13 protein-coding genes are annotated in these 14,228 nt (G+C 71.8%); 2 read left to right on the plus strand and 11 right to left on the minus strand.

Annotated features, from left to right (window positions below; all coding sequences use genetic code 11):
* Positions 1-36: 36 nt before the first annotated feature.
* From ACIP63_RS11265 to ACIP63_RS11280, 4 genes are all read right to left on the minus strand, one after another.
* Positions 37-489, minus strand: coding sequence for a VOC family protein (locus ACIP63_RS11265; RefSeq protein ID WP_401513709.1), 453 nt, complete (start codon positions 487-489; stop codon positions 37-39).
* A 577-nt stretch (positions 490-1,066) separates the two neighbouring features.
* A complete protein-coding gene (locus ACIP63_RS11270) occupies positions 1,067-2,341 on the minus strand; it encodes an MFS transporter (RefSeq protein ID WP_401515068.1) in 1,275 nt (424 codons plus the stop codon).
* Positions 2,342-2,358: 17 nt separating this feature from the next.
* The gene (locus ACIP63_RS11275) at positions 2,359-2,898 is read right to left on the minus strand and encodes an ArsR/SmtB family transcription factor (RefSeq protein WP_401513712.1); all 540 of its coding nucleotides are present in this window, start codon (positions 2,896-2,898) and stop codon (positions 2,359-2,361) included.
* A gap of 120 nt (positions 2,899-3,018) precedes the next feature.
* A complete protein-coding gene (locus ACIP63_RS11280) occupies positions 3,019-3,915 on the minus strand; it encodes a LysR family transcriptional regulator (protein ID WP_401513714.1) in 897 nt (298 codons plus the stop codon).
* Positions 3,916-3,994: 79 nt separating this feature from the next.
* On the opposite strand from ACIP63_RS11280, the gene ACIP63_RS11285 reads away from it, so the two are divergent.
* Complete coding sequence (locus tag ACIP63_RS11285) at positions 3,995-4,342, plus strand: DoxX family protein (protein WP_401513717.1); 348 nt, start codon at positions 3,995-3,997, stop codon at positions 4,340-4,342.
* Positions 4,343-4,365: 23 nt separating this feature from the next.
* Here the strand turns inward: ACIP63_RS11285 and ACIP63_RS11290 are convergent, their stop codons facing one another.
* Both ACIP63_RS11290 and ACIP63_RS11295 read right to left on the minus strand, forming a co-directional pair.
* On the minus strand, positions 4,366-5,001 hold the full coding sequence (locus tag ACIP63_RS11290; RefSeq protein WP_401513720.1) for a DUF6000 family protein: 636 nt from the start codon (positions 4,999-5,001) through the stop codon (positions 4,366-4,368).
* A 491-nt stretch (positions 5,002-5,492) separates the two neighbouring features.
* Positions 5,493-7,343 (minus strand): flavin-containing monooxygenase, encoded by a 1,851-nt coding sequence (locus ACIP63_RS11295; RefSeq protein ID WP_401513723.1) that lies wholly within the window; start codon positions 7,341-7,343, stop codon positions 5,493-5,495.
* 203 nt (positions 7,344-7,546) lie between these two features.
* Here ACIP63_RS11295 and ACIP63_RS11300 point away from each other — a divergent pair, with 203 nt between their 5' ends.
* Positions 7,547-8,566 carry an SMP-30/gluconolactonase/LRE family protein gene (locus ACIP63_RS11300; protein WP_401513726.1) on the plus strand — a complete coding sequence of 340 codons (1,020 nt, stop codon included), beginning with the start codon at positions 7,547-7,549 and terminating at the stop codon, positions 8,564-8,566.
* Between the two features lie 101 nt (positions 8,567-8,667).
* On the opposite strand, the gene ACIP63_RS11305 is transcribed toward ACIP63_RS11300, so the two are convergent.
* The 5 genes from ACIP63_RS11305 to ACIP63_RS11325 all read right to left on the minus strand — a co-directional run bounded on the left by ACIP63_RS11305 (position 8,668) and on the right by ACIP63_RS11325 (position 14,209).
* Positions 8,668-9,258 (minus strand): TetR/AcrR family transcriptional regulator, encoded by a 591-nt coding sequence (locus ACIP63_RS11305; protein WP_401513728.1) that lies wholly within the window; start codon positions 9,256-9,258, stop codon positions 8,668-8,670.
* A gap of 31 nt (positions 9,259-9,289) precedes the next feature.
* Positions 9,290-10,111 carry an alpha/beta fold hydrolase gene (locus tag ACIP63_RS11310; protein WP_401513731.1) on the minus strand — a complete coding sequence of 274 codons (822 nt, stop codon included), beginning with the start codon at positions 10,109-10,111 and terminating at the stop codon, positions 9,290-9,292.
* A 60-nt stretch (positions 10,112-10,171) separates the two neighbouring features.
* Entirely contained in the window at positions 10,172-11,161 is a 990-nt protein-coding gene (locus ACIP63_RS11315) for a BtrH N-terminal domain-containing protein (protein ID WP_401513734.1), read from the minus strand.
* A 111-nt stretch (positions 11,162-11,272) separates the two neighbouring features.
* Positions 11,273-13,156: an SMI1/KNR4 family protein gene (locus ACIP63_RS11320; RefSeq protein ID WP_401513736.1), complete on the minus strand. Its 1,884-nt coding sequence runs from the start codon at positions 13,154-13,156 to the stop codon at positions 11,273-11,275.
* Between the two features lie 12 nt (positions 13,157-13,168).
* Positions 13,169-14,209 carry an RNA polymerase sigma factor gene (locus ACIP63_RS11325; RefSeq protein WP_401513739.1) on the minus strand — a complete coding sequence of 347 codons (1,041 nt, stop codon included), beginning with the start codon at positions 14,207-14,209 and terminating at the stop codon, positions 13,169-13,171.
* Positions 14,210-14,228 lie beyond the last annotated feature (19 nt).

A 14,228-nucleotide genomic window follows, 5' to 3' on the forward strand; every position in this document is an offset into this window, starting at 1 on the left:
GCGGCGGACGAGCGCATCCGGGACCGGCACGGAGGGTCACCGCCCGGGAACGAGGTCCGGTCCCGCGCCGTGCTCGGCGACGTAGGCCTCGGGGCCCTGCTCGGTGGCCTGGGGCTCCATGTAGAGGAACTCGAGGACGTTGCCGTCCGGGTCCTCGATGGAGCGCCCATACATGAACCCGTGGTCCTGCGCGGGGCGCGGTTCACGGCCGCCCGCCGTGACACCGGCGTCGACGGTCCTGTCGACGTGGTCCCGCGAGTCGCGTGAGAACGACAGCAGCACCTGGGCGACCGTGTGCGGGTCGGCGATCTGCTTGTCGGTGAACTGCGAGAAGTGCCCATGGGTGAGCACCATGAAGTTCGTGTTCTCGTCCCAGACGACGCACGCGGCGTTCTCGTCGGTGAACATCGGGTTGATGCCGCAGCCGAGCGCCGTGTAGAAGGCCTTGCTGCGCTCGAGGTCGGTTGTGGTGATGTTGACGAAGATCATGTGGACTCCTGGTATCGGGTGGACGGGGCCTGCAGTTGCCGAGATCAGGCTGGCACCAGGGTCGTAGGCATCCAATCGATTCGACGTGCGTCGAAAGGTCGCGGTGCCGGGCGTATCGATCGCGAGCGTCGACCGGGATTGCTGGGGGCCGCGCTGAAGGCGGTCGCCGCGAAAGGCGGGCGGCAGGTCGGCCGGCTGACCCGGCCACCTCGGTGGAGGGGCCCGCCGCCATCGCACGACGCGGTCGTCCGGCCGAGCCGCGAAGCTGCCGGTGGGCGGCACGCCGGGTGCTGGTTGACTGCTGGTTCGATGGCCGCCGACCGGGCGTATCCACTGGTGACGTGGTGCTGACTCAGCCGCGGCGGGGTGGGGCGAGCTTATCCAGGTCGAGGTTGATCTCGAAGGGCACCGGACGGTTGCGTGCCCCGCGCGGCCCCCCACGAGGTGATGCCTCGCCGCCCAGGCCCGAGCCGACGAAGCGGTCGCGGCCTGGACCCAGGCCGTCGTCCTCATGGAGGGCTCTACCTCGGGCTTTCCGCGCGCGGCGAGCGGGTTGCAGGCCGAGTGGATCGTAGCGTCAGGACGGCGCGGATGCACCGTCCTGAACGGGGCCCTCGGAATCCGGGTGACCTGGACGGTCGGTCGAGGCAGCGCCGCGCAGTGCTGCCTCGACCCGGCGGTTGCTGGTCATGGTCGCCGTGACGGCGGTCATGGCCAGGAGGAGGCCGCCGGCTGTGTAGAGCGGGGTGCGTACGTCGTACGTGCCGGCCAGCCAGCCGCCGAGGAAGGCGCCGAACGGGGCGGCGCACATGGCGAGCATGCGGGAGGTGGAAGCGACCCGGCCCATCAGGTGGGGCGGGACGATCGCCTGCCGGAGCGAGGGCGCGAGCACCATCGTGGCGCCCATGCCCGCCCCGCAGACGGCGAGCGCGAGACCGGCCACGTACGGATTCGGGGCGGCGGCAAGACCCAGGACGGCCAGGCCCTCGACCGCGGCCGTGCACGTCAGGGCTGCCCCGGTGCCGAGCCGTCGGCCGAGGGAGGACGCGATGCCCGCGCCGAGCAGGCCGCCGGTGGCCTCCGCCGTGAGGAGCAGGCCGTAGCCGAAGGTGTCGATGCCGAGCCGGTCGTGCGCGAAGAGGGCGAGCACGGTCTCCACCGCGAGGAAGGCGACGTTCCCGACCGCGGGACGGAGCGCGAGCCCGAGCAGCAGCCGGTCCCGGAAGACGTACGAGGCCCCGGCCCGCGCCTGCTGAAGCAGCGACTCGCGGGCCTGCGGTACGGGGCGGGGTACTGCGGGCAGCGACCGTACGAGCAGCGCGGAGAGCGCGAACGACACCGCGTCGGCGAGCAGCGGAACCGCCCGCCCCAGCGCGAGCAGCGCGCTGCCCGCGGGCGGCCCCGCGAAGCCGGACATGGCGGTCTGGGCGCCGCGCAGGCGGGAGTTGGCACGGGCCAGGAGTGCGGGGTCGCGGCCGAGCAGATCCGGCAGATAGGCGGTGGCGGCCGTGTCGAAGAAGAGCCCGCCGAGGCCGAGCAGGAAGGCGACGGCCGCGAGCAACGGAATGTTCAGCACGTCGAGCGCGGCGGCCGCCGCCGGTATCGCGAGCAGCACCGCACGCGCCGCGTCCGCGATCCACATCGTGCGCCGGCGGTCCCACCTGTCCACGAGCGCACCGCCGAGCACCCCTAAGAGCAGCCACGGCAGCGTTCCGGCGGCGGTGACGACGGCGAGCGCCATCGGATCCCGCGTCAACGCCAGCGCGAGCAGGGGCAGCGCGGCATGCGTCACCCCGTCGCCGAACGAGGACACCGTCTGCGCGGTCCACAGTCGGCCGAACCCGGTCGGCAACTTCCCTGCGTGGGGTGTCACTTGGATCCCCCCTCGGCCTGTTCGCGTGTCGCCGGCCGGAACAGCGCGAAGGCGAGCGACACGTCCGGCAGCGATGGGTCGGACAGCTCCTGGTACTCGTCCGCCAGTGCCTCCAGCCGCGCCCCCAGCTCCGCGAACTGCTCCCCGGTGAGGCGCAGATGCGCCATCCGTACGTGCCGCTCGCCGTCCACCGGCGCGGCCTCCAGGTCCGCCACCGCCTGCCGCATCAGCACATCCGGTCCTCCCTCGCCCGGATCCGGCAGCACGATCGCCCGCGCGGCCATCGCGTAGTACCGCTCGGTGACCCCCCGCACCTTCCGCGTCCGCACCACCTTCACCAGGCCGGCCCGCTCCAGCAGCCGCACGTGGTAGCTGGAACTTCCCTTCGCTAGCCCCAGTTGCTCGGCGATCTGGGTGATCGTCGCCGGCTCGAAGCGGAGCACGGCCATGATCCGGTGACGCGTGAGGTTGGAGACGGCGCGTAGCTGCTCGTCGGTGGTGACGTGGAACGTCTCGGGAAGGTCTTCAGCAGGCATGGGGCCAATGGTCAACGTTTGTTGACCATTGGGCAAGGGGTTTTCGTAGGCCCTGGGGCGAGCGAGCTGGTCAGCCGGCGCCCGAGCCGTCGGCCGCACCGGCGCGTCCCGGGCCGGATCTCACCGTGAGCGGACCACGGTCAGGCACGAGTCGACGAAATCCTCGACGACGGGGTTGTCGTCGGCGGCCGGGGGCCGGACCACGGCGACGGTGCAGGGGGTGACGCCCGTGACGGGGCGCTGGGTGATGCCGGGGCGTGGGTAGTACCGGGCGGCCGCCGACGGTGCGAGTGCGATGCCGTAGCCGTTGGCGATGGCGTTCAGCCAGTCGTCCGGGTGGCGCGTCTCGGCGCCGACGCGGGGCGGGTGGCCCTCGCGTGCGTCGGTCGCCAGCCACCAGTCGCGCCATTCGCCGGCCTCTGGCGGCGTGGCTACGAACGGCTCGTCCCAGAGCTCCCGGAAGGCGATCGACTCGCGGTCCGCCAGCCGATGACCGGAGGGCAGCAGCACGCAGCGGGGCTCGGTGAACAGCTCGGTCACCCGCCAGTGTTCCTGGCCGGGGAAGGGTACGTACAGCAGCGCGGCATCGACGCCCCCGTCGGCCAGCCCGGCGGTCGGCTCGGACCACACGCCCTGCCGCAACTCCACCCGCCAGCCCGGTCGGCGGTCGCCGAACGCCGAGATGATCGCGGGGGTCGCCTCGTTGGCCCCGCTGCCCATGATGCCGACCCGCAGAATCCGCTCCGCCCGGCTCGCGGTGGCCTTGGTCTCCCGTACCGCCTCGTGGAGGGCGTCGAGCAGGGCCGGCACACGGTCGGCCAGGGCCCGGCCCGGGCCGGTGAGGGTCATGCCGGTCCGGGAGCGGACGAAGAGCCGCACGCCCAGCTTCGTCTCGAGTTGCTTGATCTGCTTGGTCAGGGACGGTTGCGCCATGAACAGGCGTTCCGCGGCACGGGTGATGTTGCCCTCGTCGGCCACGGCGACGAAGTAGCGCAGCAGGCGGGTGTCCACATCCATGCCAACAGGCTATGGATACAGGTATTGGACCGCCACGGCAGGAGCCCGCGAGGGTGGAGGTGATCCGGAAAGGACCCTCATGTATCCCGCGTATCTCGTCCTGACCCTGCTGACCGCCACCGCCACGGGCATCGGCGCCTACATGGACTTCACCCGGCACCCCATGATCGTTGCCATTGCGGAGCGGCTCCAGGTGCCGGTGTCCTGGATGTACCCGCTCGGCGCCTGTCTGGGCGCGGCGTCGACGGGCCTGCTGGCGGGCCTGGTCGTACGGCCCTTCGGGGTCGCGGCTGCGGCGGGCCTGGTCCTGTACTTCGTCGGCGCCGTGATCACCCACCTGCGGGTGCGCGACCTTCAGCTCGGCGGTGCGCTGCTGTTCCTGACCCTGTCCGCTGCGACGCTCGCCACAGCCCTCGCTGCCTCATGAGCATGGGGAAGCAGGGCATGGGCTCAGGTCACGGACGCCCAGCCGTCGGCGAAGTCGCACTGGAGATCGGTCCGGCGGCGCTGCGCGGCGGGGGTGAATCCGGGGTCGCCCTGGAGGTGCGCGAGGGCCTGGACCCAGCGGTCCCAGAGGCCGTCGGGCTCCGTGAACCGGTCGGCGTGGTGGGTGCCGAGGTGGGCGTCGAGGCGGAGGAGGGCTCCCAGGGCGGCGGGCTGGTCGTAGCGGAGGTCGGTGCGGGGGAGGTAGCGGTCCAGGTAGGAGGCGAGGATGTCGGCGTCCGCGTGTGTGCCGAACCGGGCCAAGGCGAAGCAGTAGGCCCCGCCGGAGAAGCAGAACTCGCTGGCCAGAAGGAGGTCGCCGATGCGCTCGCGGAACGTCGTGCGTCGGCCTACGCCGATCAGCCAGGCGGCGGTGAAGCGTGAGCGCCACTCGTAGCCGAGGATCGCCTCCAGCTCGGCGTCGGTGATCGTGGCCGCGTCGTCGATGAGTTGACGCGTGAAGCGTTCGGCGTGTGGCCACCCGGGGCGCAGGGCACGACCGCTCTTCAGGTCGCGGTAGCGCGGGCGGTCCGAGTCATTCCTCTTCACGTAGCGCTCGATCACGTAGCCGTAACCGATCTCCTCGGGGTGCTGGAACGGCATGGGGTCACCTCTCCGGGTGCAGGTCGCTACGGTCGATCCAGGTGGGCGTGACGAAGATGTTCTCGCCGACCGGTGCGGAGCGGGTCCACAGAGCCGGTCGGCCACCTCCTCGAAGACCTCGGTGGCGGTCAGCTGTCCGAAACTGCCGAGGGAGGGCCGGCCTCGCCGTCGAGTTGCTGGACGAGTCTCTCGACGCGGGAGGTCATGACGCAGGGTGGTCCCGACGCCAGATGGTGGGGACCCACTGGAAGAGCCCCGAGTGGTCGTCGGGCCACGGGACGCGGTCCTCGGCTGCCGGGTACTCGACGGATTCGCTCACCTGCGCAGTCTTGTCGCAGCCCGACCCGTGCGCCATGGGTTTTCTGACTGACTGACTGACTGCTTGCCCGCCCGCGTCTCCCTCGGAGCGCGATGGCCGGAGGTGAGGTCGCCCCTGACGCCCGGTCCGCCGGGGCGGGGCCGATCCCGCCCCGGCGGTCGGCCTCGTTCCGTCAGCTGCCGATCACGTCGGGGACGAGGTTCTCGGTGCGGGTCACCGGTCGCGGGGCGGTCCTGGGTCGCAGAACCTCGCCGAGGGACTCCTCGCGCCACCGCTTCAGCAGTTCGTGGAAGGCGACGGCGCCGTGGGGGTAGGCGCTCGGGGAGTTCGGACGGCCGAGTCCCTCGCGGTTGTAGTAGCCGGGGGTGCACCCGGCGTGGAACCACTCGTGGTCGGGCGCGTCCTCGGCCATGAGGGAGATCCAGGCGTCCTCGGACTCGCGCGAGGGTTCCAGGAGGGCGTTCCCCGCCTCGGCCGCCGCGACGAGGGCCGCGGCGTGGACGGCCTGCTCGTCGAGGACGTGCGTGAAGTTGACGCTGCTGGCGTTGTGCAGCGACCCCATCCGGATCAGGTTCGGGAAGTTGTTGCTGGTGAAGCCGTGCAGGGTGCGCGGGCCCTCCTGCGCCATCGCGTGCAGAAGCTGGACGCCGCCCCGGCCGTGGACGGGCAGCTTGCCGGAGTGGATGCCGGAGACCCCGACGGAGAATCCCGTGGCGAAGATCAGGCAGTCGAGTTCGTACGTCTCGCTGCCGACGACCACACCGTGTTCGGTGACGCGCTCGATGCCGTGGGTGTCCGCCGTGTCGACCAGGGAGACGTTGTCGCGGTTGAACGCCGGGTAGTACCTGTCGGAGAAGGTGGGGCGCTTGCAGGCGTACCGGTACCAGGGCTTGAGCTTCTCCGCCGTACCGGGATCGGTGACGGTCTGTTCGACACGGGTGCGCAGCTCGTTCATCTTCGCGGCGTCGGCCACCTCGTACGCCGCTTCGAAGGTGGCCGCGTCGCCCTTGCGGCGGTAGCTCGGCACGAGCTTCTCCAGGAGGCCGGCCGAGGAGGTCCAGCCGTCGGCGACGAGGTCCCGGTCGGCCGCCTCGCCGGAGACGATGCGCAGGAAGTTCTCGCGGCGCTCCCGCGCCCAGCCGTCACGGTCGGCGCCCACGTCCTCCGCGGTGGTGCGGCGGTTGGCGCGCACGTCCACGCTGGAGGGGGTGCGCTGGAAGACGTAGACGTGCTGGGCGTCCTCGGCCAGCATCGGAATGACCTGGACGCCGGTGGCGCCGGTGCCGACGATGCCCACGCGCTTGCCGGCGAGGCCGGTCAGGCCGCCGTCCGGGGTGCCGCCCGTGTAGGCGTAGTCCCAGCGCGACGTGTGGAACGTGTGGCCCCGGAAGGTCTCGATTCCCGGTATGCCAGGCAGTTTCGGCTCGGTCAGCGTGCCGGTGGCGGTGACGACGTACGTGGCGTGGAACGCGTCGCCGCGGTCGGTGGCCACGATCCACGTCTCGGACGCCGCGTCCCAGGTGAGCGAGGTGACCGCGGTGGAGAACAGGGCGTCCGGACAGAGGTCGTACTTCCGCGCGATGCGCACGGCGTGGCGGCGGATCTCCTCGCCGGGGGAGTACTTCCATTCCGGTACGTACCCGGTCTCGTCGAGCATCGGCAGATAGACGTGCGACTCGATGTCGCAGTGGATGCCCGGGTAGCGGTTCCAGTACCAGGTGCCCCCGAAGTCCCCGCCCGCCTCGACGACGCGGACCCGCTCCACGCCCTGCTGCCGCAACCGGGCCCCGGCGAGGATCCCGCCGAACCCGCCGCCGACCACGGCGACGTCCACGGTGTCGTGGCGCGCCTCGCGCCCGGCCGGTTCCCCCGCGTACGGATCGGCGGCGTAGTAGCCGAACTCGGCGTCCGTGCTGAGGTACTGGCGCGCTCCGTCGGGCCGTACGCGCCGTTCGCGCTCCAGGTCGTAGCGCTGCCTCAGTGCCGCGAGTTCGTCGGGGGCCGGCGCTTGAGTGGTGGTCATGTGGGGGTCTCACTCCAATCGGTCAGCCGCCCTGGGCTGAACGGCCGTCAGCTACCGTAGCAACAACCGGACAACGCTGTCCGGTTGCCTGTGCGGGTGGCCGGAAACACCCGTACGGGACGTGCCCGCACCCCCGCTCGGGCCCGTCGGCCTCCGGTCGGCGGCCCCCCCTCGCCCCCCGCAGACAGGAAGAGTGATCCCCCATGCGACGATCTCCGGTCCGGTCCCTCGCCGTACTCGCCACCCTCGGCGCCCTCGCCCTCACCGGATGCGGTACGCAGACGCGTGCCTCCGCCGGCGGCGAAGCCTCCGTCGGCTCGGACAGGACCATCCGCGCCCACCAGGTCATGCGGTTGACGACGGTGCACGAAGAGACCGGGATGACCCTGCTGGAGGGCCCGGTCTTCGACGAGAACGGCGACCTGTTGGTCGTCGACGTCACCGCACCCGAGGGGAAGCCCAAGGTGATGCGCGTCGACGTGCGGAAGGAGAAGGCGCACGCGTTCCACACGGACGGCCGGGGGGCTTACACCTCGGCCCAGTTCAGTCCGTACGACGGACGGCTCTACCTCACCGACTACGCACACGGCGAGATCGTCAGCCTGGCCCCGGGCGGCGGCGACCCGCGGACCTTCTTCTCCGGTGAGGTGGACGGCGCGCGGATGAACCCCGACGACATCGCGTTCGACGAGGAGGGCAACCTGTACGTCAGCGACTCACGCAGCCTGTCCGCCGGCGACGCGCACGCCCGGGTGGTGCGCATCGGACGCGACGGTGCGAAGGCCACCGTCCTGGCCGGAGGACTGGCCTCGGTGAACGGGATCTCGTTCGACACGGACTACCAGGGACTGTGGATCAGCGAGCTCACCGAGAACCGGATCTCCTACCTCCGCCTCGACGGAGAGGGAGGGCTAGCCTCCCGGCACACCGCCATCCGCGTGGACGCCGGGATCGCCCAGACCGACTCGATCGCCGTGGACGCGGACGGCAACCTCTACCAGGCGCTGCACGGCCGCGCCGCCATGGCCGTGTACGACAAGCACGGCGAGCGCCTCGCGACGGTCGAGGTCCCGGCCGGCGCCCGGGGGCTCGAGTCGGCGACGAACGTGGCGATCACCCCTGGCGGGACGAAGGCGTACATGACCGTCAGCGGACCCGCCGGCGGCTACCTGTACACCTTCGACGCCCTGGCGGAGGGCATCCGGCAGTCCAACGGCGGCTGACGCCCCACCCTCAGGCGTCGAACCGTCCTCAGGCGTCGAACGCGTCCTCAGGCGTCGAACCGTCCCAGGCGTCGAACGCGCCCTCAGGCGTCGGACCGTCCTCAGGCGTCGAAAGGCCGCACCGGCCCCACCTCGACGCCGAGCAGCCGCCACGCCGCCGCCGCCCGACGCTCCCGCACCTCGCGTGTGGGGCCGTTGGTGGCGCCGGAGACCATGGCGACGGCGAGCATGAGATCGTTCTGCGCGCTCAGCCGGTGCCCTTCGGGCAGGCGCACCCGCAGGGCACGTTCGACCCGGTCCGAGAGGGTCAGGGCGTACGCGAGCGCTTCCGAGCGGGCGGCGGACCCGCGCACGTGCAGCAGACCGAGGAAGGCCGCCGACTCCGTCAGGTGCCAGGTCAGGACGCCGAGGACGTCGGCGAAGAGCATGTCGTCGGCCGCGGCGGCCTGTTCGATCTGCCGCACGTTCTCCTCCAGGACCGCGGTCGCCACCGCGTCCCGGTCGGGGAAGTGCCGGTACAGAACGCCCTGCCCGACCCCTGCCCGCCGCGCGATCGCGGAGAGCGGGGCGTCCAGTCCCTGCGCCGCGTAGATCTCCCGGGCGGCCGCGACCAGAGCGGCGCGGTTGCGGGCGGCGGCCTTCGGGCCGCCGTTCGCGGGCCGTCTCACATCCGGCAGAAGGGGCTGGCTCATCCCGAAAGGGTACCGGCCGGCCGGAACAGGCCTACCGGTCCCGCCCGGTGGCCACGCGGGTGCCGAGGAAGGTCAGGAGCGCGTCGTTGAAGGCGTCGGGCTGCTCGGCGCCCGGGAGATGTCCGGCCTTCTCGATGACGACGAGATCGGCGGACGGGACCAGGCGGTGCATGGCCTGGGCCTCGCCCACCGGGGTGTAGGCGTCGTCGGCCCCCACCAGGATGAGGACGGGTACGGAGGTTCCGGCGAGGGTGTCGCGGTAGTCGGGCCGTTCGGCCCTCCCGCGCAGCGCGGCAGCGGCTCCCTCCGGAGCGGTGGCGCGCATCATGGCCAGGACGTGCGCGGCGACGTCCGGGAGGCCCGTGACGTTGTACGGGGCGATCATCCTGGAGATCACCTCGTCCGCGTAGGGCCCCATGCCTTCCGCGAGGAGCCGGTCGGCCAGGGCGATGCGGAAGGCCTTGCCCTCCTCGGTCTCGGCGACCGGGGACGTGTCGGAGAGGACGAGCCCGCGCACCCGTTCCGGACGGGTCCGCTGGAACTCCATGGTGATCTGGCCGCCCATGGAGACCCCGCCGATGACGACGGACTCCAGGCCGATCGTGTCCAGGAGTCCGGCGATGTCGTCGGCGAAGTCGGAGAGCAGGCACGTGCCCGGCACGACCTCGCTGCTGCCGTAACCGCGGAGGTCCGGAGTCACGACGCGGTATCCGGCGGCCGTGAGGGCGGAGACCTGGGGCGCCCACAGGGTGCGGTCGAACGGATGGCCGTGCACGAGTACCACGGGTATGCCGTCCGACGGCCCCTGGTCGTCGTAGTGGATGGACACGCCGTTGACCACAGTCCTGATCATGCAGGGCACTGTAATCGCCGCCGTTATCCGGGGCGGCCGTTTCCCGGAGGGCACACCTGGTCACGCCTGGAGCATGCTGAGTGCCTTCATCGCGTCGTGTTCGATGCGCGAGAGCTCATGGAGGACCGAGCCGGCCTCCGTGAGGCGGGTCGCGTCACCGGACTCGCCCGCTGCCGTGACGAGCGTGGCCACCTGTGTCCACAGGTCGGCCGCCTCGGTGTACAGGCCCAGGCCGGTGCGCAGATGGCCGCTGTCGACCGACTGGGCACTCTCGGCGAGGAAGTCCCGGTAGAGATTGCGGAACAGGGCGCCGCCGGTGCCCGCCCTCTCCATGAGGAGAGCCGCCTGAGGCAGGTCCTCCTCCGGACTGCCGGTGCGCCGCAGCCACTTGGGCACCTGCTCGGCGGCCTTCTCGATGCCCCGGTGGCCCAGGTTCGCGATGGGCGGGTTCAGGAAGGTGTCGGCGCAGGCCCTGATCGCGGGAATGATCCGGTCCTGCGGTGACGCCGGGCCGCCGGGCGCCGTGAGGGTGAAGGAGCGGTGCCTGGCGGTCATGGGGCCGCGCGCGGCCCGGGCCCTTGCCAGGGCGGCGAGGCCGGTCGAGACGGCTCCGCCCTGTGGCTCGGTGTCCACCAGGTAGGCGTTCTGTTCGTCGTAGCCGTACATGGCCACGACGTGCCCGCCGAAGTGCACCCCGGTGCGGAAGTAGTCCAGGTGGTAGCTGTCGAGCTGAAGGCCGACCGGCCGGCCGGCGTCGATGGGCGCCGCCACGTTCTGCCACGCCTTGCGCGCGGAGGTGGTCTCCCCGACCAGCAGCTCCAGACCCAGCCTTACGGCCAGATTCCTGGTGAGCTCGAACGGCTTGACCCGGCCTCCCAGGAAGGGGAAGCCCATGCCCTTGCTGTCCCAGTAGATGAAGGACAGCCCGGAGCCGAGCCCGAACAGCATGGGCTCGGACAGGTCGATGCCCTCGTGCCGCAGCAGCACGCCCAGCGCCGTCGTCTCGCAGTGCTGCATGCCGCGGGCGTCGATGCCTTCCACCATGCTCATGCTGCTCATTCTCCTCCCGTGACGGACGACGACGCCGTGACGTGGCTGCGTGGCTGATGTCGCTGACGTACGACGACGCTCAGGAACGGTGCCGCACGCGTACGACGACGCTCAGGAACGGTGCCGCCCGAAGCGGATGTACGCGAACGACTCGCCCTCGCGCGGCGCCCGTGCCCAGGAACGGGTGGTGAAGGTACGGAGACGGCCACAGGTCAGCGCGAAGCGGGGCAGTGAAAGGCCCAGTTCGGTGTGCAGGGCCTCCAGCACCCGCAGTTCGTTCTCCGGTTCGGTGTCCTCCGGGCGGAACAACCGGGCGGGGTCCAGCGCCTCGGGTATCGCGCCGGAGCGCTGGATCTCCGTACCCCGCACGGTGAACGCGTAGAGCTCCTCGCCCTGTTCGGCCACCGACAGGTGGAACGGCGTGGGGTGACCCTCCGGGTGCGAGCGCGCCGGGTCGCGCCACACCACCACCGCGCGGCCGGCGGAGGAGGCGGCCGGAGCGGGGGACACGAACCGGTCGCTCAGGTGGTGGGGGTGGCCGTCGAAGGCGAAGGTCCACGCGTCGGTGCGGCCGACGGCGACCACGGCCCGGTCCTCCCAGGGCTCCGTCTTCGTCTCCGGCGTGGGCCGCCGCCAGAAAGCCACGCGCTGATCCATGGGCGCGCCCAGGCCGGCGCCTTCCTCGCCGATCAGGGCGGGCAGACGGCCGGGGTCGGTTCCCTCGACCCAGACACAGCGGTACCCGTCGAACGGCAGCCGGTTCGAGACGGGCTCCGTGAGCCAGGCGAGGCCCGGCGGGTCGAGATCGGGTACGGGCTCGGGGGCGGGGCCCGTCTCGCCGGCCCGCGGTGTCGCGAGGATCTCCCGCCCGCGCTCCGGGGTGATCAGCGAACCCAGGACCGGATCGGCGAGCAGGCCGATCGGCGCGATCAGCGTGGGCCCGGGAGCCTCCCACAGCGGGAGCGCCTCCCGCAGCACTCGCCACGCGGCGTCGGTCGCCCCCCAACGGGCCGGCTCCCGGGCCTCGGCGACGGCCCTGCCCCATGGGCCGGGAGGGGCGTACTGATGGGTGCCGTCCCGCATCGCGCCCAGTACCGTCTCGGCGGTCTCCCGGGGCACCCCGCGGGCGGCCATCATGCCGAGCCAGTGGTCGTCCCCGCCCAGCCGCCATTCGCCGCGTGCCGGTTGCATGGCCTGCACGGGGAGGAGCTCGGGCAGGCAGTGCGGGTCGGCCACGAGCAAACCGTAGTCCCGGTAACCGTCCGGCGCCGACAGATGCCGGAGCTGGTGCAGCAGGACGGCGCTCCGTGGACGTCCGAAGGACAGCGCCTCCTCGAGCAGGGGCAGGGCTTCCTCGTGCCGTCCGCGCAGGGCCAGCAGACGGGCCTCCTCGACGTGGGCGTCCTGTGCACGGGTGGTCGCGTTGACGAAATCGGGCCTCTCCACCCGGTCGGAGTGGAAGCCGCGGTACATGGCCTCCATGTATGCGCGGAACGACGGGTAGCGGTCCGGGTATTCGCCACCCCAGCCCTTGTAGAGGTAGAGCGCCCACTCGCCGTCCTGGTCGCTGTCGCCCGGGTCGAGCAGGGCGTACGACATGTCGGAGTCCGTCTCCAGCTGCAGCGCGCGGCGCCACATCCCGGCCAGCAGGACCTCTTCCTCGCTAGGGTCGTCGCCCAGACTCTCCTCGTACATCGGGGTCATGCCGAACGGGTCCTGGAACCAGTCGATGTCCGCGACGCCGCCGAGCTGATAGACCCCGGCCACCTGGTCCACGTGCCATCCGTCGCTCACGGCCAGGAACTCCCGGTACGAGGGCGGCAGCCGCCGGCCCAGCCGATCCTCGGCTGCGGCGATCGCGGCCTCGCCGGCCCCGGGTCTGCCCTGGCTGACGAGGATCTGTCCGTCCTCGTCCTCCTCCGCGTCCGCGCGAGGGACCCACTCGTCCTGCCAACGCCCCAGAAACGCACGCCAGTCGAAAGACTCACTGTTCATGACCGGATGGTGTCATCGGGCACTGACAACAGCAGGCAGAGGGAGGACCCCGGCCGAGCCACCGGTGGTGATGACGGACGGCACCGGAGACGGCTTCGTGGAAGAGATGACCGGCACGTCCACAGGAAGGGGCGGGACGGACACGGGCGTGGTCACGGACGGCAGGCCGACGAGGCCCGTCCGTATCCTCACGGCCGCCGCGATCTGCGGCCCCCCAGGCGTCGACGAGTGCCCCGGATCGGGCCGCGCCGTGCCCCGGCCCGCCCCTTCGGCGCGTTGCGGGGAAGGGGGCGGCGGAGTGTGCGGACGCTCCGGGTGCGGGCGAGAGGTGGGGAGCTCCGTGTCCGGGACGGGCCGCAGGGTGCCTGAGCCGGCCCTCGTCGGCGGGGCGTCCGGCCTGTCGGGAGGAGCGGCAGGCAGGGACAGACCCACCGAGACGGCCGTCACCGCCGCCGATGCCGCCACCGCCGACTGTGTGATGCCCGTGCGGGGGAACCTGCGGACGGACACCCAGACGGTCAGGGCCAGGGTGACACTCCCGGCGAGGACGCTACGCAGCGACCGTCTGGCCCTGGCGAGCAGCGACTCGGCCCCTCGACAGCTCAGGCCCATGGCCTGGGCCACCTGCCCGACCTCGAGATCCTGGGACCGGAGCCTCAGCGCCTCTGCCTGCCGGGCGGGCAGCAGCTCCGCGCTGCGGGCCGCCAGCCACCTGGCCTCTGCCCGGTCGCATGCCACTTCCTCGACCGGCCGGGGCTCGGCAGGAGCGGCCAAAGGGCTCCTGCTCACCTCCGAGTCGCGGGCGACCTGACGGTGCCGTTCGGCGCACACGCGTACGGTCGCGTGCCTCAGCCACGAGCCCACCCGGGCGTACTGGACACCCGGGTCCTCCACCGCGCGGAGCATGGCTTCCTGGACGGCGTCCTCGGCCTCCTCGGCGCTCGACGAACGACGGAGCGCGATCTCCAGCAGCTCGTCCCGGTGGCTCCAGACGAGCTCCCACCGATTGCCCGGGCCGGGCGGACGATGAGCGGGGCACCGGCGTTCCCTCACGTGCGAAATGCCTCCGGTC

Source organism: Streptomyces sp. NPDC088746, from assembly GCF_044751065.1.
GTDB lineage: Bacteria > Actinomycetota > Actinomycetes > Streptomycetales > Streptomycetaceae > Streptomyces.